The organism is Mesorhizobium sp. M4A.F.Ca.ET.020.02.1.1 (assembly GCF_004022645.1).
Taxonomy (GTDB): domain Bacteria; phylum Pseudomonadota; class Alphaproteobacteria; order Rhizobiales; family Rhizobiaceae; genus Mesorhizobium.
In genome coordinates, this window is the sequence record NZ_RZOI01000046.1 from 1 (window position 1) to 17,974 (window position 17,974).

16 protein-coding genes and 1 pseudogene are annotated in these 17,974 nt (G+C 64.6%); 9 read left to right on the forward strand and 8 right to left on the reverse strand.

Annotated features, from left to right (window positions below):
• Positions 1-249: 249 nt before the first annotated feature.
• Positions 250-666, reverse strand: a complete 417-nt coding sequence (gene dksA, locus EN742_RS05625) for an RNA polymerase-binding protein DksA (RefSeq protein WP_128332518.1) — start codon at positions 664-666, stop codon at positions 250-252.
• A 246-nt stretch (positions 667-912) separates the two neighbouring features.
• Between dksA and EN742_RS05630 the strand changes: the two genes are divergently transcribed.
• The 4 genes from EN742_RS05630 to EN742_RS05645 all read left to right on the forward strand — a co-directional run bounded on the left by EN742_RS05630 (position 913) and on the right by EN742_RS05645 (position 4,694).
• Complete coding sequence (locus EN742_RS05630) at positions 913-1,416, forward strand: histidine phosphatase family protein (RefSeq protein WP_126054772.1); 504 nt, start codon at positions 913-915, stop codon at positions 1,414-1,416.
• Positions 1,417-1,495: 79 nt separating this feature from the next.
• The gene (locus tag EN742_RS05635) at positions 1,496-2,971 is read left to right on the forward strand and encodes a YcjX family protein (protein ID WP_127406023.1); all 1,476 of its coding nucleotides are present in this window, start codon (positions 1,496-1,498) and stop codon (positions 2,969-2,971) included.
• Positions 2,968-4,050, forward strand: coding sequence for a TIGR01620 family protein (locus EN742_RS05640; protein WP_126054774.1), 1,083 nt, complete (start codon positions 2,968-2,970; stop codon positions 4,048-4,050). Before EN742_RS05635 ends, EN742_RS05640 begins: the two co-directional genes overlap by 4 nt.
• An 89-nt stretch (positions 4,051-4,139) precedes the next feature.
• Positions 4,140-4,694, forward strand: a complete 555-nt coding sequence (locus tag EN742_RS05645) for a hypothetical protein (protein ID WP_127406024.1) — start codon at positions 4,140-4,142, stop codon at positions 4,692-4,694.
• Between the two features lie 68 nt (positions 4,695-4,762).
• Here EN742_RS05645 and EN742_RS05650 read toward each other — a convergent pair whose 3' ends face one another.
• Entirely contained in the window at positions 4,763-5,029 is a 267-nt protein-coding gene (locus EN742_RS05650; protein WP_126054776.1) for a hypothetical protein, read from the reverse strand.
• 241 nt (positions 5,030-5,270) lie between these two features.
• Here EN742_RS05650 and EN742_RS05655 point away from each other — a divergent pair, with 241 nt between their 5' ends.
• Both EN742_RS05655 and EN742_RS05660 read left to right on the forward strand, forming a co-directional pair.
• Positions 5,271-7,109 carry a monovalent cation:proton antiporter-2 (CPA2) family protein gene (locus tag EN742_RS05655; RefSeq protein WP_127406025.1) on the forward strand — a complete coding sequence of 613 codons (1,839 nt, stop codon included), beginning with the start codon at positions 5,271-5,273 and terminating at the stop codon, positions 7,107-7,109.
• A gap of 4 nt (positions 7,110-7,113) precedes the next feature.
• Entirely contained in the window at positions 7,114-7,662 is a 549-nt protein-coding gene (locus EN742_RS05660) for a DUF924 family protein (protein ID WP_126054778.1), read from the forward strand.
• Between the two features lie 33 nt (positions 7,663-7,695).
• On the opposite strand, the gene folK is transcribed toward EN742_RS05660, so the two are convergent.
• From folK to folP, 3 genes are read right to left on the reverse strand one after another with little or no spacing between them, the layout of a single operon-like run.
• Positions 7,696-8,208, reverse strand: coding sequence for a 2-amino-4-hydroxy-6-hydroxymethyldihydropteridine diphosphokinase (folK, locus tag EN742_RS05665; RefSeq protein WP_126054779.1), 513 nt, complete (start codon positions 8,206-8,208; stop codon positions 7,696-7,698).
• Complete coding sequence (gene folB / locus EN742_RS05670; protein WP_126054780.1) at positions 8,192-8,551, reverse strand: dihydroneopterin aldolase; 360 nt, start codon at positions 8,549-8,551, stop codon at positions 8,192-8,194. Before folB ends, folK begins: the two co-directional genes overlap by 17 nt.
• A gap of 3 nt (positions 8,552-8,554) precedes the next feature.
• Complete coding sequence (gene folP / locus EN742_RS05675; protein WP_127407770.1) at positions 8,555-9,406, reverse strand: dihydropteroate synthase; 852 nt, start codon at positions 9,404-9,406, stop codon at positions 8,555-8,557.
• 86 nt (positions 9,407-9,492) lie between these two features.
• Between folP and EN742_RS05680 the strand changes: the two genes are divergently transcribed.
• The gene (locus EN742_RS05680; RefSeq protein WP_128332519.1) at positions 9,493-10,113 is read left to right on the forward strand and encodes a DUF922 domain-containing protein; all 621 of its coding nucleotides are present in this window, start codon (positions 9,493-9,495) and stop codon (positions 10,111-10,113) included.
• Positions 10,114-10,350: 237 nt separating this feature from the next.
• On the forward strand, positions 10,351-11,832 hold the full coding sequence (locus tag EN742_RS05685) for an MDR family MFS transporter (protein ID WP_128332520.1): 1,482 nt from the start codon (positions 10,351-10,353) through the stop codon (positions 11,830-11,832).
• Positions 11,833-11,840: 8 nt separating this feature from the next.
• Here EN742_RS05685 and EN742_RS05690 read toward each other — a convergent pair whose 3' ends face one another.
• The 3 genes from EN742_RS05690 to EN742_RS05700 all read right to left on the reverse strand — a co-directional run bounded on the left by EN742_RS05690 (position 11,841) and on the right by EN742_RS05700 (position 13,837).
• Entirely contained in the window at positions 11,841-12,869 is a 1,029-nt protein-coding gene (locus EN742_RS05690) for an NAD(P)/FAD-dependent oxidoreductase (RefSeq protein ID WP_128332521.1), read from the reverse strand.
• Positions 12,870-12,958: 89 nt separating this feature from the next.
• Entirely contained in the window at positions 12,959-13,279 is a 321-nt protein-coding gene (locus EN742_RS05695; protein WP_127407481.1) for a 2Fe-2S iron-sulfur cluster-binding protein, read from the reverse strand.
• 189 nt (positions 13,280-13,468) lie between these two features.
• On the reverse strand, positions 13,469-13,837 hold the full coding sequence (locus EN742_RS05700) for an Hpt domain-containing protein (protein WP_127407480.1): 369 nt from the start codon (positions 13,835-13,837) through the stop codon (positions 13,469-13,471).
• Positions 13,838-14,125: 288 nt separating this feature from the next.
• On the opposite strand from EN742_RS05700, the pseudogene EN742_RS05705 reads away from it, so the two are divergent.
• Positions 14,126-17,974, forward strand: a pseudogene (locus EN742_RS05705) (kinesin); the annotation flags it as partial.

A 17,974-nucleotide genomic window follows, 5' to 3' on the forward strand; every position in this document is an offset into this window, starting at 1 on the left:
CCATAGACGATACGCTGATGCAGGAACTCGAGGTTTCGCTCGACGATTCACATGCGAGCAAACCGGCGGCGAAGGCGCCGTCATCGCTCGACGACGAAATGACGAAGCTACTCGGCGAACTTGCCAGCCAGAAGCGGTAGCAAAAGTCAAATCCGGCAACACGGATTGGGCATCGAGGAGGCACGGCCGCGCCCGCACAAAATGGCCGGTCGCCCGGCCATTAACGATTCCGGGACGATCGTTCGCGGGTCAGTCGTCGCGATAGACCTTCTCGCGGCGCTCGTGGCGCTCCTGCGCCTCGATCGACAGGGTCGCGATCGGACGCGCATCGAGCCGCTTCAGGGCAATCGGCTCGCCAGTCTCCTCGCAATAGCCGTAAGTGCCTTCATCCATGCGCTGGAGCGCGGAATCGATTTTCGAGATGAGCTTGCGCTGACGATCGCGGGCGCGGAGTTCAATGGCTCGGTCGGTTTCCGAGGAGGCGCGGTCGGCGAGGTCGGGATGGTTGGCGTTTTCCTGCTGCAGGATTTCGAGGGTTTCGCGCGCTTCGCGCAAAATGTCGTTCTTCCAGGCGACGAGCTTCATGCGAAAGTAGGATTTCTGCCGTTCGTTCATGAACGGCTCGTCTTCGGAGGGTACGTAATCGGCGGTAACGATGTCGTTCATTCGACTCACCCAACAACCCCAAATTTGGCGCCTATATATTCGCGCAGAGAAGCCTGCACAAGCGCAATCGGCGACCGTTTCACGCAAATGTAATATCGGGCTCACAGCTGACCATGATATCTTTATGCTTGCGGGCGGAACTCGAATTCATCCATGATTCGTTGTGGTTGAAGGCTATTGGCCATTGTGCGCCATGCCTTTCTCGTGGCTAATCCCATTGTGCCAACAAGGCATTTTGGGGGAGCGGTGAGCAAACTCTACCTGTTGAGACATGCCAAGGCCGGATGGGCGCTGCCCGGCGTACGCGACTTCGACCGTCCGCTCGATGCCTCCGGCATCGCCGATGCCGAGGCGATCGGGGCAGCCATGCGCAGCCGCAACTACGTGCCCGACCTGACCCTTTGCTCCAACGCAAAACGGGCTCGCCAGACCCTGGAGGGACTGGCCGGCCAGACAGATACCGGGCGGGTGCTGTTCTTCGACACGCTCTACAGCGAGGACGCCGCCGGCTATCTCGCCATCATCCGCGACAATGGCGGGGCGGGCTCGCTTCTGGTCATCGGCCACAATCCGATGACGGAGGATCTCGCCATGGCGGTTTCGGGCGACGGCGAGGAAGCCGCGCGTGGCATGCTGAACCACGGTTTCCCCACCTCGGGCCTCGCCGTCGTGCGCTTTCCAGGCGATCTTGCCCATGCCGAGCAAGGCAGCGGCTATCTCGAGGCCTTTCTGACACCGGCCGATCTCTGAGACGCAAATTGGCGGCGCCATTCCAAACCGCCGCCTGAGTGCCTATATCGGGAACCGACCGGCCCTCAGAGAGCATGTTTTGGCATCATCGCTGACCACTTTCACCGACGAGGCGAAGATCGCTCTCGACACGCTCTCAGGGCGCGCCGCCGAGCTCTTTTCGCCGTCGCTGAGGCTGGGGGTCACCGGCCTTTCCCGCGCCGGCAAGACGGTGTTCATCTCTGCGCTTGTCCACAACCTGATCCATGGCGGGCGCCTGCCGCTGTTCGAAGCGCAGAAATCGGGGCGCATCGCGCGCGCCTTCCTCGAAGAGCAGCCCGACGATGCCGTTCCCCGCTTCCAGTACGAGGATCATGTCGCGGCGCTGGTCAACGACCGTGTCTGGCCAGACTCGACGCGCGCCATTTCCGAGCTCCGGCTGACCATCGAATACGAATCAGCTTCCGGCTGGAACCGTATGTTTTCGGCTGGAAAATTGTCGCTCGACATCGTCGACTACCCAGGCGAATGGCTGCTTGACCTGCCGCTGCTCGGCAAATCCTTCGCCGATTTCTCGCGCGAGGCGATGGAGATGGCGGCACTGCCCGTGCGCGCCGATCTATCCGAGGGTTGGCGGACGCTCGCCGCTCAGATCGATCCCAACGCCGATGCCGACGAGATGACGGCGCGCCGGCTTGCCGAGGCCTTTTCGGCCTATCTCAAGGCGTGCAAGCTCGACGAGCGCGCGCTGTCGACCTTGCCGCCCGGCCGTTTCCTGATGCCCGGCGACCTCGACGGCTCGCCCGCGCTGACCTTCGCGCCGTTGCCGGCACTGGCCGAGCGGCGGCCCCGCCCCGGTTCGCTGCAGGCGATGATGGAGCGGCGCTACGAGGCCTACAAGACGCATGTGGTGAAACCGTTCTTCCGCGAGCACATCACGCGGCTCGACCGCCAGATCGTGCTGATCGACGCCATGCAGGCGCTGAACGCCGGCCCGGCCGCCATGGCCGACCTGGAGCGTGCCGTCACCGAAATCCTCGCCTGCTTCCGCCCCGGCCGCGGTAATTTCCTCACCGACCTGTTTTCACGGCGCATCGACCGTATCCTGGTGGCGGCAACCAAGGCCGATCACCTGCATCATGTAAGCCATGACCGGCTACAGGCGATCGTGCGCCGGCTTGCCGACCGCGCGGTGGCGCGGGCGAACTTCACCGGCGCCGATGTTGACGTGGTCGCCATGGCGGCGGTGCGCGCCACCCGCGAGGGCACGGTCAAGCAGGGCCGCGAGACCTTGCCCGTCATCATCGGCATGCCGCTGAAAGGCGAGAAGATCAACGGCGAGGCATTCGACGGGAAGACCGAAACAGCCATATTTCCCGGTGATTTGCCGGAGAAAGTCGATGCAGTGTTTCGAGCCTCCGAAACGCAGCCGCCGGACGGCGGCGAGCTGGCGATCCGCTTCGTGCGTTTTCGCCCGCCGAAGCTCGAACGCACGGCCGAGGGCGTGACGCTGTCGCTGCCGCATATAAGGCTCGACCGCGCGCTGCAGTTCCTGATCGGAGATCACCTCGCATGAGCGCGCCCCGCAGACCCGCTGCCTTCCGCATCGAGCCGGAAGCGAGCCAGGAGGCGCCGAAGCGCCACGCCGAGGCGGAGCCTGCGCGCAAACCGCGCGCGGCGAAGGCCGGTGCCGCCGTCGTCATTCCTTCCGAGATCGACGTCTTCGACGAACCGAACCTGGTCGCGGCCGAACCGCCGCCGGCCAGCGCGCCGCGCAAGCGTTCCCTGCTCGCCCGCCTGTTCTTCGGCGCCGTGGGCGTGCTGGTTTCGCTAGCGGTCGGCCTGTGGACGGACCAGCTCATCCGCGACCTGTTCGAACGCGCCGAATGGCTGGGCTGGCTGGCCGCCGGCATGGCGGCGATCGCGGTGTTCGCGCTCATCATCATCCTGGTGCGCGAATTCCTGGCCATTGCCCGCCTCGCCGAGGTCGAGAAGCTGCAACGGCGCGCGCTCGACGCCGTCTCCAGAGACGACCCGAAGGCTGCGCGCTCCGTCGTCGACGAGCTTTCTGCCTTCGTCGCAGCCAAGCCGGAGACCGCGGCCGGCAGGCGCTCGCTCGCCGGGCTGCGCGGCGAGATCATCGACGGCGGCAATCTGGTGCGGCTCGCCGAGACCGAGATCCTCGGCCCGCTCGATGCCCGCGCCAGGGTGATGATCCTCGAAGCGGCAAAGCGTGTGTCGCTGGTCACAGCTGTTAGTCCGCGCGCCCTCGTCGACGTCGCCTATGTCGTGTTCGAGGCCGGGCGGCTCATTCGCCGCCTCTCGGAGCTCTATGGCGGCCGGCCGGGCACGCTTGGCTTCTTCCGGCTGGCGCGCAGCGTCCTTGCCCATCTGGCGGTCACCGGCTCGATCGCCGTCGGCGACAGTTTCGTGCAGCAGATCGTCGGTCACGGCCTTGCCGCGAGGCTTTCGGCGAAGCTCGGCGAAGGCGTCGTCAACGGCATGATGACGGCACGAATCGGCATCGCGGCGATGGAAACGGCCAGGCCCCTGCCCTTCATCGCCGTCAGGCGGCCGGGACTGAGCGATTTCCTCTCCGCGCTGACATCGTTCGCGGCAAGAAAAGACGGTGAAACTTCGGCCTCCGGCAAGTAATCGGCGCGGCCAAGTGACGAAGCATTAACCAATCTTGTTCATGGTCTGACACGTCTAGCAAACAGCGTCCTTGCTGCCGGGTGTCGTCTATGAAAAGTGTAAATCTGTCCTGCGTCCTGTCTTTCGCGGTCGCGGTTGCGGCACCTTTGAGTTTTGCCGAAAAGGCCTTTGGCGCAGAGCCCGACAAGCAGTTCTTCCAGTCGGTCGAAGGCAGGTGGGTCGGCCCGGGCGAAATCGTCGCCGGCAAGTACAAGGGCACGAAATTCACCTGCAATTTCAATGGCACGACGCCTGACGGCAAGACCGGGATGACGCTCGACGGCGATTGCCGGGTCGGCGTGTTCACGCAGAAGATGTCCGCGACCGTCGAACGCAAGGGTCGCGAAGGCTACAAGGGTAACTTTATGGGTGGATCGTCCGGCAATGGGCTCGACATTATCGGCGGCAATGTCGTCGACACCCAGAAGGTCGTGTTCACCATCAACCGCAATCAATTGAACGGTGTCATGCAGGCGCGCATCCCGGACGACAATTCGATGACGGTGACGGTCGCCGTGCGCGTCAACAAGCAGTTGGTGCCGGTGATCGGCATGAGCCTGAAGCGGGTCGACACAGTCGAGGTCGGCTCGATCGCTCCGAACTGATATCCAACAACAGCAACGAAAAAGGCGGCGGCCTCGGGCCACCGCCTAGCCCGTTTCGATTCGGACGCTCAGCCCTTGATGGCGGCGGTCACTTCGTCATAGGCCTTGCAGGCCTCGGCCAAAGTCGAGGCGTCCTTGTACTTGTCCGTCACAGCCTGCACCTTGGCCGACAGGTCGGCTGCCTTGGACGGATCCTTGGTGATCGCTTCCTGCAGCGCGGCAGTCATGTCCTGCGCCTTCTTGGTCGCCATTTCGGCGGTGCACTCAGGCGCCTTCGAGCAGGCCGAACCAGCAAGCGCCGCAACACCCACGGCAACGAGCAAAAACTTCTTCATGTCAGTCATCTCCTCAAAAAAAGGCAGCGGCTTGATCGCCGCTCCCTCCCATGGCCGAAGCCAAGCGTCCCTTAACTGTCGATTGTGGCAGCACGCAACGCGTGCACCGCATAAACTTGTGTAACGCGCCTGCAACACAGGCAGAGGCCGGATTCGTGTTGTTTGCCGCCGGTCGATGCCCCTAGCCTTGCCTCCCGACCCCACGACATGCGAGGTAGCCTGCAGAAACGGAAAAGGCGGCATGGCGGCGGAAACATCAGGCAGCGATCTGATCCAAGTGGTGGCGCTGCTCGCGGCCGGCGTGGTCGCCGTCCCGATCTTCAAGCGCATGGGGCTCGGCTCCATCCTCGGCTACCTCGCCGCCGGCGTGGTCATCGGCCCGTTCGGCCTTAGAGTCTTCTCCGAATCGGAAGCCATCCTTCACGTCGCCGAGCTCGGCGTCGTCATGTTCCTGTTCATCATCGGGCTGGAGATGCAGCCGTCGCGGCTCTGGGGGCTGCGCCGCGAGATCTTCGGCCTCGGCGCGCTGCAGGTCGGCGTCTGCGCGGCGCTGCTCACCAGCGTCGGACTGGCCGGCGGCTTTCCGGTTGCGCAATCCTTCGTCGCCGGCGCCGGTTTCGTGCTGACCTCGACGGCGATCGTCATGCAACTTCTGGAGGAACGCGGCGAGATCGCGACACCCAAAGGCCAGCGCATCGTTTCCATCCTGCTGCTGGAGGATCTGGCGATCGTGCCGCTGCTGGCGCTGATCGCCTTCCTGGCGCCCGGCGGTGCCGAGATGAGCCTGTCGCAGCGGCTGACCGAGGTCGGTATCGGCCTTGCCGCGATCGTCGGCCTGGTGGTGGCCGGCCGTTATCTGCTCAATCCGTTCTTCCGCATCCTGGCGGAAGCGCGCGCCCGCGAGGTGATGACGGCGGCCGCGCTGCTGGTGGTGCTGGGGTCGGCGCTTGCCATGCAGCTTTCGGGCCTGTCGATGGCGATGGGTGCGTTCCTCGCCGGCGTACTGCTTTCCGAATCGACCTTCCGTCACCAACTGGAGGCCGACATCGAACCGTTCCGGGGCATACTGCTCGGCCTGTTCTTCCTTGCTGTCGGCATGTCGCTCGACTTGCATGTTGTGGCCGCCAACTGGCGGCTGGTGGCCATCTACGTCGTCGCCTACATGGTGATGAAGGCGCTTGGCATCTACCTCGTCGCCCGCATGCTGAAGACCGGTCACCGTGAGGCGCTGGAACGCGCCGTGTTCATGGCGCAGGGCGGCGAATTCGCTTTCGTTCTGTATTCGGCGGCGGCTGCGGTCGGCATCATCGACGGCCAGGCCAATGCGACGCTGACGGCAATTGTCATCATTTCCATGGTACTGACGCCGCTCGCTATCGTTGCGCTGCGCTACGTGACGCCGCGCGACGAGCAGTCACTCGAAGGAGTCGATGTCGCCGAAGGCCTTTCCGGCAGCGTGCTGATCATCGGCTTCGGCCGTTTCGGCCAGATAGCCTCGCAGCCGCTGCTGCTGCGCGGCATCGATGTCTCGATCATCGACAACGAGGTCGAGATGATCCAGGCTGCGGCCGATTTCGGCTTCAAGGTCTATTACGGCGACGGCACCCGGCTGGACATCCTGCACGCGGCCGGCGCCGGGCGGGCGCGTGCGGTGCTGATCTGCGTCGACAAGCCGGAAGCGGCGGTCCGCATCGCGCAATTGATCAAGGCCGAATTCCCGCTGGTCACGATCCTGGCGCGCGCCTTTGATCGCGGCACCGCCCTGCAGCTCATTCGCGCCGGCGTCGACTACCAGCTGCGCGAGACATTCGAATCGGCGCTGGGCTTCGGCGGCTCGGCGCTCGAAGCGCTTGGCGTCGATCCGGAAGACGTCGCAGAGGTGATCGAAGATGTCCGCCGCCGCGACACCGCCCGCTTCGAGACGCAGCTGGCAGAAGGAGTGCGCGCCGGACAGCGCTTCCTGAAAGGCAATATAGGCACGCCGATCCCAACGCCGCTGACGCCGCCGCGCCGCACCGGCCAGGCGCTCAACGAGGAGACGGCCGGCGTGCTGAGCAAATCCGAGCCCGCGGAGGAATAGAGAGATGGCTGAACTGGACAAACGGGCGCTCGCCGTCACCGCATTCTGGCGCGATGCCGGCGAGGATGCCTGGTTCGAGAAGAACGATGCCTTCGACGCGGAATTCCGCAACCGGTTTCTCGACCTGCACTTCGCCGCCGCACGGCGCGAATGCGACGACTGGTGTGAACACGCCGAGGGTTCGCTGGCGCTGATGGTCCTGCTCGACCAGTTTCCGCGCAACTGCTTTCGCGGCACCGGCCATATGTACGCAACCGATCCGCTGGCGCGCCATTTCGCCGGCAAGGCGATCGCCGCCGGCCATGACCTGGCGCTCGAAGAGGACATTCGCTTCTTCCTCTATCTGCCCTTCGAGCATTCGGAGCTGCTCGTCGACCAGGCGCGCTCGGTGGAGCTCACATCCACCAGTGCCCAACCCTATCTGAAATATGCGGTCGAGCACCGCGAGATCATCCAGCGCTTCGGCCGCTTCCCGCACCGTAACCGCATGCTTGGCCGCGAGACGACACCGGAGGAACAGGCCTTCCTCGACGACGGCGGCTTTTCCGGCTGACTTCAGCCAACTGCCGCCGTCGGTCCGCTGTTCCTATTCCAGCCACCAGTCGCGGCCGGACGGCAAGCGCTCGATGCCCGAAATGTCGACGGTGCCGAGGCGTTCCGAGACGCTCTTGCCGCCTATCGCCAGCTCCGGCGCGATTTCGGCCAGGGGCGCCAGCACGAAGGCGCGCTCCAGCATGCGCGGATGCGGCACGTCCAGACCAGTCTCGTGGATGATCCGGTCGCCGAACACCAATATGTCGATATCGATCAGCCGCGGCCCCCAGCGCTCCTCGCGCACCCGCTTCAGCCGGCGCTCCGCGTCGAGGCAAAGGTCGAGCAGTTCGCGCGGGGCGAGTCCGGTCGTGATCGTGGCGGCGGCATTGAGGAAATCGGGCTGGTCGAGCTTGCCCCAGGGCGGCGTGCGGTAGAGCGAGGACACAGCGACGACGCTTGTCTTGTCGTCGCCATCCAGAAGGCGCAGTGCTGCCGCCATCGATCGGGCGGGATCGCCAAGATTGCCGCCAAGGCTGAGGTAGACCGTGTTATTCGGGCCAGACAACTGTCACCTCGACATGGTCGAGCACGCCGGGCACCGGCGCGTTGGGCTTGCGCACGGTGATCTCGGCTCTCTTGATTTGCGGAAACCCCGCCGTCAGCGCCTTGGCCACTTCCAGCGCCAGCGCCTCGATCAGGAAACGCCGGTGCCCGGTGATGATCTTCTCGATCACCGCGAAGGCGACGCCATAGTTGACGGTGTCCTCGATGGAATCCTCGACGAGCGCCCGGCCCGGCTCGACGGTCAGCGCCGCGTCGACGTAAAAACGCTGGCCGAGCGTCTCCTCCTCGTCCAGCACGCCGTGCCGGGCAAAGAAGGCGCAGTTCTTCATGCGGATGACATACATGGCTCAGCGTCCGGAGGGGTCGGTTTCACGCGCCAGCATAGCATCGGCCAGCGCCAGCGCATCCACGTTGATTGCGACATCGTGGACGCGAAATAGATGCGCGCCTTTCAATCTCAAAATGACGCTGGTCGCCGCTGTTCCGGCCCCGCGCCCGAGGGCGTCCCGCCCGGTCACCGCACCGATGAAGCGCTTTCGCGATGTGCCGGCCATCAGCGGGTAACCCAGCGCATGGAGCTCGGAAAACCGCGCCATCAGATCGAGGTTTTCCTCCGCCGTTTCCTTGGCGAAGCCGAAGCCGGGATCGAGCACGATCTGATCGTCGGCGATGCCGCCGGCCCGCGCGATCTGCAGCGATTTCCTGAGAAAGAAAAGCTGATCATCGATGACGTCGGGCAGCTTTCGCCTGCCGCGCCCGGTGTGCATGATGACGAGGCCGGCGCCGTTTTCGGCGGCGACGCGGGCAATGCCCGGCTCGCGCTGCAGGCCCCAGACATCGTTGACGATATGCGCGCCGGCGGCGACGGCCAGACGCGCGGTGTCCTCGCGATAGGTGTCGACCGAGATCAGCGCTTCGCCAGATTTGGCGAGCGCCTCGATGACCGGCAGGACGCGTGCCTGCTCTTCCTGGCCGGTCACGGCTGACGCGCCTGGCCTGGTCGATTCGCCGCCGACATCGATGACGGCGGCGCCCTCCTCCACCATGCGGCGCGCCTGGTCGAGCGCCGCGTCGCGCGCGGCGAACAGCCCGCCATCGGAAAAACTGTCCGGCGTGACGTTGAGGATGCCGACCACGACGGCCTTGCCGCCAAGGTCGAGATGGCGTCCATGCGCCAGCTGCCATCGCCTCGTCGTCATCGTCCGTCAACCATCTTGTGATCCCGCTGGAAATCAAATCCGTTGCGCCGAGAGCGGCCGTAAAGCAAGGTGGCCGAAGAGGCAACATGATGAAACGTTCGCTCGCTTGCGCCCTGATGCTCGCTTTGATGGCCCTGCCGGCCGGCGCGGCCAATCTGGTCAAGACCTACAGCTACTTCGCCATTGGCGGCCGCACGCTGGACGATATCGAGACGCAGCTTTCCAAGCACGGACCGCAGGTGAAAAGCACCGGCTCGCGACACCCGGGCGCGACGCAAATGGCGTTCACCACCCGCGTCAGCTATGCGGAAAGCCCTGGCTCCTGCCGCATCGCCGACGCCATCGTGACCGTCAAGGTCAAGGTGATCCTTCCGGAATGGCGCCGCTCGCGCAAAGCGGATGCCGACGTGAAGCTGTTCTGGGACACGCTGTCGGCCGACATCAAGCGCCATGAGGAACGCCATGTCGAGATCGCCAAGAACCATGCCAGGCAACTGGAGGATGCGCTGAAGGCGAGCTATCCGCAACGGAGTTGCGCCGAGGCCAAGGCGAGAGCCGCGCAGATCACCGCGGCCGAACTCGCCAGGCACGACCAGGACCAGGTGCGCTTCGACCGCGTCGAGAGCGTCAACTTCGAAAGCCGCATCCTGCGGCTGCTGCGCTATCGGATCGAGCGCATCGAGAGCGGCCAGCTGCCGCCCGCCTGATTTTCGCCGGCACCAAGGGCGCCGGTGGCGCAGGCCAATTTCGCCGAAGCATAGTGCCAGGCGGCAAAAACTTTCGAGCCCCTGTCGAAATCGGCCTATATGGGGCGACATATGTCAGGTTCGCTGAGGCGGAGCCTGAGAGCACGAGACATCCAATCGACGCGGTGGATGCGTCGAACCGGCCAAGCCGGCCGCCCTGCCCCCAGGGTGCGCGCAAGCCCACGAAAGAACGAGACCATGGATCAGGCTGTCGACAAGCCGGCGACAATTGCAGCGACGTCGCCGCTGACGGAGAGCGAGAAGAACGCCATCATCGGCGGCGTGCTGTTGTCGATGCTGCTGGCAGCGCTCGACCAGACCATCGTCGCCCCGGCCATGCCGACGATGGCGCATTTGCTCGGCCATGCCGAATATCTGCCGTGGATCGTGACCGCCTATCTGCTCACCGCGACGGCTATGGCGCCACTTTATGGCAAGATTTCCGATGTTCATGGCCGCAGGCCAACGCTCTACGCGGCGATCCTTATCTTTCTCGCCGGATCGCTGGTCAGCGCAATGGCGCCCAACATGCTGGTGCTAGTCGTCGGGCGCGCTATTCAGGGCGCCGGCGGGGGTGGCTTGTTCGCGCTGGCACAGACGGTGATCGGAGACCTCGTGCCGCCGCGTGAGCGGGCGCGTTACGCGGCCTGGATCGCGGGTACCTGGGCTGTCGCCAGCATAGCCGGGCCGCTTTTGGGCGGCACCTTCGCCGAACATCTGCACTGGTCGCTGATCTTCTGGATCAACCTGCCGCTCGGCCTGCTGGCCATGGCAATCATCAACAAGCCGCTGAAGAAGCTGCCGATCGCGGCAAAACATCATCGTATCGATGGTCTCGGCGCGGCGCTGCTGATAGCGACCACTGCCCTGCTGCTGCTGGCGCTGAACTGGGGCGGCAGCGCCTACCCCTGGCTGTCGCGCGAAATCCTCGGGCTGCTCGCCGGTTCGGCGGTTATCTGGAGCGCTTTTGCGCTGCGGCTCATGCGCGCCGCCGAGCCGCTGATCTCGCTTGAGGTGCTCAGCAACCCGATCGTGCTGGCTGGCACCTTGTCCTTGTTCCTGCTGCAGGCCGCCAATATCGGCCTGGCGGTCTATCTGCCGGTCTACCTGCAGTCGATCGTCGGGCTTTCGGCCGGTGAATCGGGCATTGCGCTGCTCGGGCTGATGCTTGGCACCGTCGCCGGCGCGACGTTCAGCGGGCGCACGATACCGCGCTTTGTCCATTACAAGCGGATCGCCATGATCGGAGTGAGCTTCGCCATAGTCTGCCTTGGGGTGCTCAGCCTCGTCGCCGGGCACGCCTCCCTTTTGGTCGTTGAAATCCTGACGACCTGCATTGGCCTCGGCAGTGGGACGACGTTTCCGGTTGCGACTGTCTCGGTCCAGAACGCTGTCGATCAGGCGCATCTCGGTGTCGCCACGGGTGTGCTCACCTTCCTTCGCTCTTTGGGCAGCGCCCTTGGGGTGGCAATATTGGGCGCGGTCGCGCTGGGCTATGGCCTGCCATTGGCCGGCGAAGGCGCGCATTCAGCTGGCGCCGCCGCCTCGGCTGAAGCATTCATGATGATCTTTCTCGTCGCGGCGGTAATCCTGCTGATGGCGCTTGCCGCGCTCGGGCTGATGCCGGAAAAGACGCTTCGCGGCCATCCCGAAACCGCAGCCCCGGTGCTGGCCGAGTAGCGAAGCCTTCAATCGTGGACGCCGAGCTTCTTCTGCAGGCTGGTCGACGAGGTCGTGTACTGGAAGACGATGCGTTCGCCGGGGCTGACGATGCGCTTGGCCGCCTGCGCCATCAACGCCACCTCATGGAACCCCGACAGGATCAGCTTCAGCTTGCCGGGATACCAGTTGATGTCGCCGACGGCGAAGATGCCGGAGACCGAGGTCTGGAATTTCTCCGTGTCGACCGGGATCAGGTTCTCATGCAGGTTGAGTCCCCACTCCGCGATCGGCCCGAGCTTCATGGTCAGGCCGAAGAAGGGCAGCATGCGAGTGCATGGCACCTCGATGTCGCCGTCAGGTCCCTTGATGGTCGCCGATGAGAGCTGGCCGTCGGCGCCGGTCAGGCCGCTCACCTGGCCGACCTGGAAATCCAGCTGCTTCATCTCCTGCATGGCGTACATCTTGTTGACGCTGTCGGGTGCGGCCCGGAACTCCGGACGGCGGTGGACCAGCGTCACGCTCCTTGCCACCGGCTGCAGGTTCAGCGTCCAGTCGAGCGCCGAATCGCCGCCGCCGACGATGACGAGGTCATGGCCGCGGAAATCCTCCATGCGGCGCACGGAATAGAAGACGCTCTTGCCTTCATAGGCTTCGATGCCAGGAATGGGCGGCCGCTTGGGCTGGAACGAGCCGCCGCCGGCGGCGATCACCACCACCTTGGCCTCGAACAGCTCGTCCTCGTCGGTGGTGACGCGGAAGCTGCCGTCTTCCAGCTTCTCCAGGCTGGAGACCATGCGATTGTAGGTGAATTCCGGCTTGAACGGGTGGATCTGCTCGAGCAGCTTATCGACCAGGCCCTGAGCCGTGATCAACGGCCAGCCGGGAATGTCGTAGATCGGTTTTTCCGGATAGAGCTCCGCGCACTGGCCGCCGGGCCGGTCGAGGATGTCGATCAGATGGCACTTCATGTCGAAGAGGCCAAGCTCGAACACGGCGAACAGGCCTACAGGCCCAGCCCCGACGATGAGTACGTCCGTCTTGATCGTGTCACTCATGCGATACGCCTTGTTGCCAATCCGGGGCGAGACTGCATGAGCAACGGCCTGCTGCCAAGCGGCCAAGGCAAAATTTGGCTGGCCGAGGGTCAGCCCTGGCGGGCCGGCACGCGCACGACCAACCCGTCGAGGGCGTCGCGCACCTTGATCTGGCAGGACAGGCGCGAGTTCGGCTGGACGTCATAGGCGAAGTCCAGCATGTCCTCCTCCATCGCCTCCGGCTCGCCGACTTCCGCCGTCCAGGACTCTTCGACATAGACATGGCAGGTTGCGCAGGCGCAGGCGCCGCCGCACTCGGCCTCTATCCCCGGGACGGCGTTGCGGATGGCGTTCTCCATCACGGTCGAGCCGTTTTCGGCATCCATGTCGAACTGTGTGCCGTCATTGGCAATGAAGGTCAGCTTGGTCATTTGTCACCTGAAGGGGAGTTCCAGCCGAGATAATCACTCCGGCGGACAAGTCAACTGCGGCGCGAAAACGCCGCGCCGTGACGTTTTTTCGGAAATCCGGCCAAAGCGCGTCCGGCGGGCGCCGCGCTTAGGTTGTTGTTTCGCGCATGTCGCCATCCCGGGACCGCCGCACACTTTTGAGCGATTGTCCTAGCGGCTGATGGCGGCAATGAAATCGCGCACTTCCTCGATTAGCACGCCGAGCCGCTTGAGGGTCTTGATGTCTTCGGGCTGGCCTTCGAGGGCCGCGGCGCAATCGGCGATTGCAAACGCACCCACCCCGCGCGCCGAGCCCTTCAGCCCATGCGCCAGGAGCAGCCTCTCCTTGACGTCCGCGTCGAGGATCTTGTCGCGCACGGCAAGCGCCTGCTGTACGAACAGCGCCAGCACCTCCTGCTCAAGGGCGCGATCGCCCATCGTCTGGCGCGAAAGATGCGCGAGATCCACAGGTCGTGACTGGGCCGTTCCCGACACGTCGCCGCCGGGCATGGAAAAGGCAATGCCGCTTTCGCCGCGCATGGATATTGCAGCTCCTAGGTGTCTGACTGCCTGGAAAACTAGGCGAATCCCGTAGCAAACGGGTTAATGATTGGTCTGAAAAAATGTTGACAGGGAGGCGCCGAAATCACGTCTCCGTTAACCCTATATTTAAAGTTTTACGTATCGCCCAGAATGCAGGTTTTCTTTACCCCTGTGTGTCATTACGATACGAGGGTCCATTTTCAGCCTCCTGCGTGGGATAAGACAAGCCAGAATCTCGGGCCAAAATCATAAGTTCCTCGGCAGCTAGTACAGGGTAGCGAAGGCATGGCGAAGAAACCAACGACACGAACTCTCGACAGCGACGTAGCCAAGGAACTCGAACGGGCGCTCGACCTGGATTTGAGCGTAGAGGGAGATGGCGACGGCGGCCTCGATATGGCGGCGTCGATGGAAGACCTGGAAGCGCAGATTTCAGCCGCGGCTGACGAGCTGGCGCGCGAAGGGCGCAGCCAGAAGGAGGAGCCGGCGGTCGTTCAGAACCAGAACGCAAAACCAGCACAGAACACGCAGCCGGCGGCGAAGCCCAAGCCGGCCGAGTTGCGTCCGGTTGAAACGCGCAACGGCGCGCAGCCGGCCGGCTTCACTCCGGCCAATGATGACCGCCAGAAGGATTATCGCACGCTGCTGCACGGTCTCAACCGGCGCGCGTCGAGCACCATCTACTGGGTCGTGGCGTTCATTTCGCTGGCCTGGATCGCCGGCGCCGGCGGCCTGGCCAACCTCCTGTTCGGCCCGGGCATCTGGAAAATCCGCCCCGTCGACCAGTTCTTCGCCCGCCCCGAGCTGATCGGCCTCGCGGTCGCGGCGATCATCCCCGTCATCCTGTTCTGGGCGTTCGCGGCGATGGTGCGCCGGGCCCAGGAGATGCGCATTGCGGCGCAGTCGATGACGGAAGTGGCCTTCCGCCTGGCCGAGCCGGAGAACCTTGCCCAGGACCGCGTCATGATGATCGGTCAGGCCGTGCGCCGCGAGGTGGCGGCGATGGGCGAAGGCATCGAACGCACGCTGGCGCGTGCCGTCGAGCTGGAAACGCTGGTGCACAGCGAAGTCAACCAGATCGAGCGCTCCTATTCGGAGAACGAAGCCCGCATCCGCTCGCTGGTCGACGGTCTCGGCAGCGAGCGCGAAGCCGTCGTCACCCATGCCGAGCGCGTCCGCGCCTCGATAGCCAGCGCGCATGAGACGCTTAGGGACGAGATCGGCTCGGCCAGCGACATCATCCGCGACTCGATCCTCAATGCCTCGACCAAGCTGTCGATGACGATCAACAATTCCGGCGACACGCTGATCGACCGCATCAACGAGAGCTCGATGTCGATCTTCGATTCTGTCGAAGGCCGGCTCGATACGATCACCGACCGGCTGTCGACCTCGGGCGAGGCCTTCGCCAGCCTGCTCGATACGCGTATCGCCAAGCTGACCGACACCACCGACGGCCTCACCCGGTCGCTGACCGACCTGCTCGACGACCGCACCAGCGGCATGGTTTCGCTGCTCGGCGGCGCCGCTCGCACGCTGAGCTCCGAGTTCGAAAACAGCCTCAGCGGCATAGAGCGCACGCTGGCCGAGCGCGGCCAGGCTTTGATCAGCGAATTCCAGACCCGCGCCGAAGCGCTCGACACCGGCACTCAGAAACTCAACGCCGCGCTCGAGGCGCGCGCGCGCCAGATCAACGAGACGCTGGTCGAACGCGCACGCGAGATCGCCCACACTTTCGCCGAGAGCAAGGACCAGCTGTCGGCGATGATCGACCAGGGCAAGACCCAGATCGGCGCGGACATGGCCGACATCGTCTCGTCAACCTCCTCCATGCTCGAGGCCCGCGCCAGCGACTTCGCCGGCCGCATGGAAGCCGCCCGCCATGTCGTGTCGCGTTCCTTCGACAGCGACATCCAGCGGCTCGCGGATGCCCGCGTCGGCATCGAGGAAGCGGTGGAGAACCACAGCCGCAAGCTCTCGGAAAGCCGTGACCGCATGGCTGCCGCCATGCAGGCCGACCTGGCGACGTTCGCCGAAAGCCGCGCCGGAATCGATGCAGCCGTGACCGACCAGGTGCAGAAGCTGGCGGAGGGCCGCAACCTTATCGCTCGCGCGCTGGAAGAGGATCTGCGCAAGGTCAACGAATCGCGCGCCGCCATCGACGCATCGCTCGGCAGCCATCTGGAGCAGCTCGAAGAGGGTCGCAACCGGCTTGCCCAGGCTTTGAATGAAGACTCAGGAAAACTCGTGCAAGCCCGTACGATCATTGATGAAATGGTTGCCGGGCATGTCGGGAAGCTCGCCGAGGGGCGCAACATTCTGTCGCGTGCCCTGGAAGCCGATCTCAGCAAGCTGGCCGACAGCCGCGCCAGCATTGATGGGCTGGTCGCCGGCCAGGTCGAGAAGATCGGCGAAGGCCGCTCCGTGCTTGCCAAGGCGCTCGAGACCGACATCATCGGCATCAGGAACCTGATCGAGACCCACTCCGCCAAGCTCGCCGAAGACAGGGGTGAGCTCAGCCGTTCGCTGGAGAGCGACCTGTCGGGCATCAGGAACCTGATCGAGGGTCATTCCGTCAGGCTGGCCGACGACCGCAGCTTGCTGTCGCAGACGCTCGAAGCCGACCTCGCCAAGCTGGCGGAGGGCCGGGCCAGCATCGACGGGCTGGTCGCAGGCCAGGTCGAAAAGCTCGCCGAGGGCCGCGATATCCTCAAGCGCGCGCTCGAGGCCGATATCAGCACGATCAAGGGCGCCATCGCCGGTCATTCCGAGCGGGTCGCGGAAGAGCGCAGCCAGCTATCCAAGGCCCTGGAAGCCGATCTGCAGAACGTCAACAGCCTGATAGCGGATCACACGAACCGGCTCGTCCAGGATCGCTCGACGCTGTCGCAGGCCCTGCAGGACGACCTGCAGAACGTGAACGGCATCATGGCCGATCACCAGAACCGGCTGGTCCAGGACCGTTCGACGCTGGCCAAGGCGCTTGAGGACGACCTCGCCAAGCTGGCTGAGAGCCGCTCCAGCATTGACGGGCTGGTCGCCGGCCAAGTCGAGAAGCTTGCCGAGGGCCGCGATATCCTCAAGCGCGCCCTGGAAGCCGATCTCAACACGATCCGCAGCGCGATTGCCGACCAGTCGCAGAAACTCACCGACAACCGCGCGGAATTCGCACGCGTGCTGGAAGCCGATCTGGAGAACGTCAACGGCCTTCTCCAGGGCCACAGCGACAGGCTTGCCCAGGATCGATCGGCGCTTTCCAAGGCGCTCGAGGACGATCTCGCCAAGCTGGCCGAGAGCCGCTCCAGCATCGACGGGCTGGTCGCTGGCCAGGTCGAGAAGCTTGCCGAGGGTCGCGATATCCTCAAACGCGCCCTGGAAGCGGACCTGCAGAAGCTCGCCGCGGGCCGCAGCGAGATCGACGACATCATCGCCGGTCATGTTGGCAAGCTGGCCGAAGGCCGAGACATGCTGTCCCGTGCGCTGGAAGACGATCTGGCGAAGCTCGTCGACACGCGCAAGGACGTCGACCGTTCGCTGTCCGGCCATATCGACCAGATCGCAGCCAGGAGCGGCGACATCTCGGCATCGATCGCCGCCGATGTCGAGAAGATCGAACAGGCCTTCAACCGGCAGACCGGCATCATCGAGGAACGCGCCGGAACCATGGAACGTGCGCTGTCGACCGGCGTCGACAATGTCCGCAACGTGCTGGAGAAGAGCGCGGTCTTCGTCGCCGGCGCCCTGCGCGAGAAGGTCATGGAGGTCACCAGCGTCCTGCACGAACAGGCGGGGCAGGCCTTCAGCGATGCCGACCGCAAGATCGCCGAACGCGCAGAACAGACCTCGTCGGCCCTGCTCGCCAGGGCCGAGGACATCGCGCGCGCCTTCGAGGACGCCGATCGCCGCCTGCATGCGCGTGCAGAGGACACCACCAGCGCGCTGCTTGCCCGCCACGACGACATATCGAGTTCGATGCTCGCCCGTGCCCAGGAGACCGCCGATCAGCTGGCCGCACGCGCCAGTGAGATCGCCGGCACCTTCGACGCGGCGGACCAGAAGCTGGATGCACGTGCGGTTGAAACGGCGCAGTCGCTGGCAGCCCGCGCCGGCGACATCCTGCGCACTTTCGAGGGC

What these genes read in the sequence shown, in the direction of transcription:
- folB (WP_126054780.1), bottom strand. Translation starts at nt 8,551, where the DNA reads ATGTATGTCATCCGCATGAAGAACTGCGCCTTCTTTGCCCGGCACGGC.
- EN742_RS05700 (WP_127407480.1), bottom strand. Translation starts at nt 13,837, where the DNA reads ATGCGCGGCGAAAGCGGCATTGCCTTTTCCATGCCCGGCGGCGACGTG.
- dksA (WP_128332518.1), bottom strand. Translation starts at nt 666, where the DNA reads ATGAACGACATCGTTACCGCCGATTACGTACCCTCCGAAGACGAGCCG.
- EN742_RS05650 (WP_126054776.1), bottom strand. Translation starts at nt 5,029, where the DNA reads ATGAAGAAGTTTTTGCTCGTTGCCGTGGGTGTTGCGGCGCTTGCTGGT.
- EN742_RS05685 (WP_128332520.1), top strand. Translation starts at nt 10,351, where the DNA reads ATGGATCAGGCTGTCGACAAGCCGGCGACAATTGCAGCGACGTCGCCG.
- folP (WP_127407770.1), bottom strand. Translation starts at nt 9,406, where the DNA reads ATGACGACGAGGCGATGGCAGCTGGCGCATGGACGCCATCTCGACCTT.
- EN742_RS05655 (WP_127406025.1), top strand. Translation starts at nt 5,271, where the DNA reads ATGGCGGCGGAAACATCAGGCAGCGATCTGATCCAAGTGGTGGCGCTG.
- EN742_RS05645 (WP_127406024.1), top strand. Translation starts at nt 4,140, where the DNA reads ATGAAAAGTGTAAATCTGTCCTGCGTCCTGTCTTTCGCGGTCGCGGTT.
- EN742_RS05660 (WP_126054778.1), top strand. Translation starts at nt 7,114, where the DNA reads ATGGCTGAACTGGACAAACGGGCGCTCGCCGTCACCGCATTCTGGCGC.
- EN742_RS05640 (WP_126054774.1), top strand. Translation starts at nt 2,968, where the DNA reads ATGAGCGCGCCCCGCAGACCCGCTGCCTTCCGCATCGAGCCGGAAGCG.
- EN742_RS05680 (WP_128332519.1), top strand. Translation starts at nt 9,493, where the DNA reads ATGATGAAACGTTCGCTCGCTTGCGCCCTGATGCTCGCTTTGATGGCC.
- EN742_RS05695 (WP_127407481.1), bottom strand. Translation starts at nt 13,279, where the DNA reads ATGACCAAGCTGACCTTCATTGCCAATGACGGCACACAGTTCGACATG.
- EN742_RS05690 (WP_128332521.1), bottom strand. Translation starts at nt 12,869, where the DNA reads ATGAGTGACACGATCAAGACGGACGTACTCATCGTCGGGGCTGGGCCT.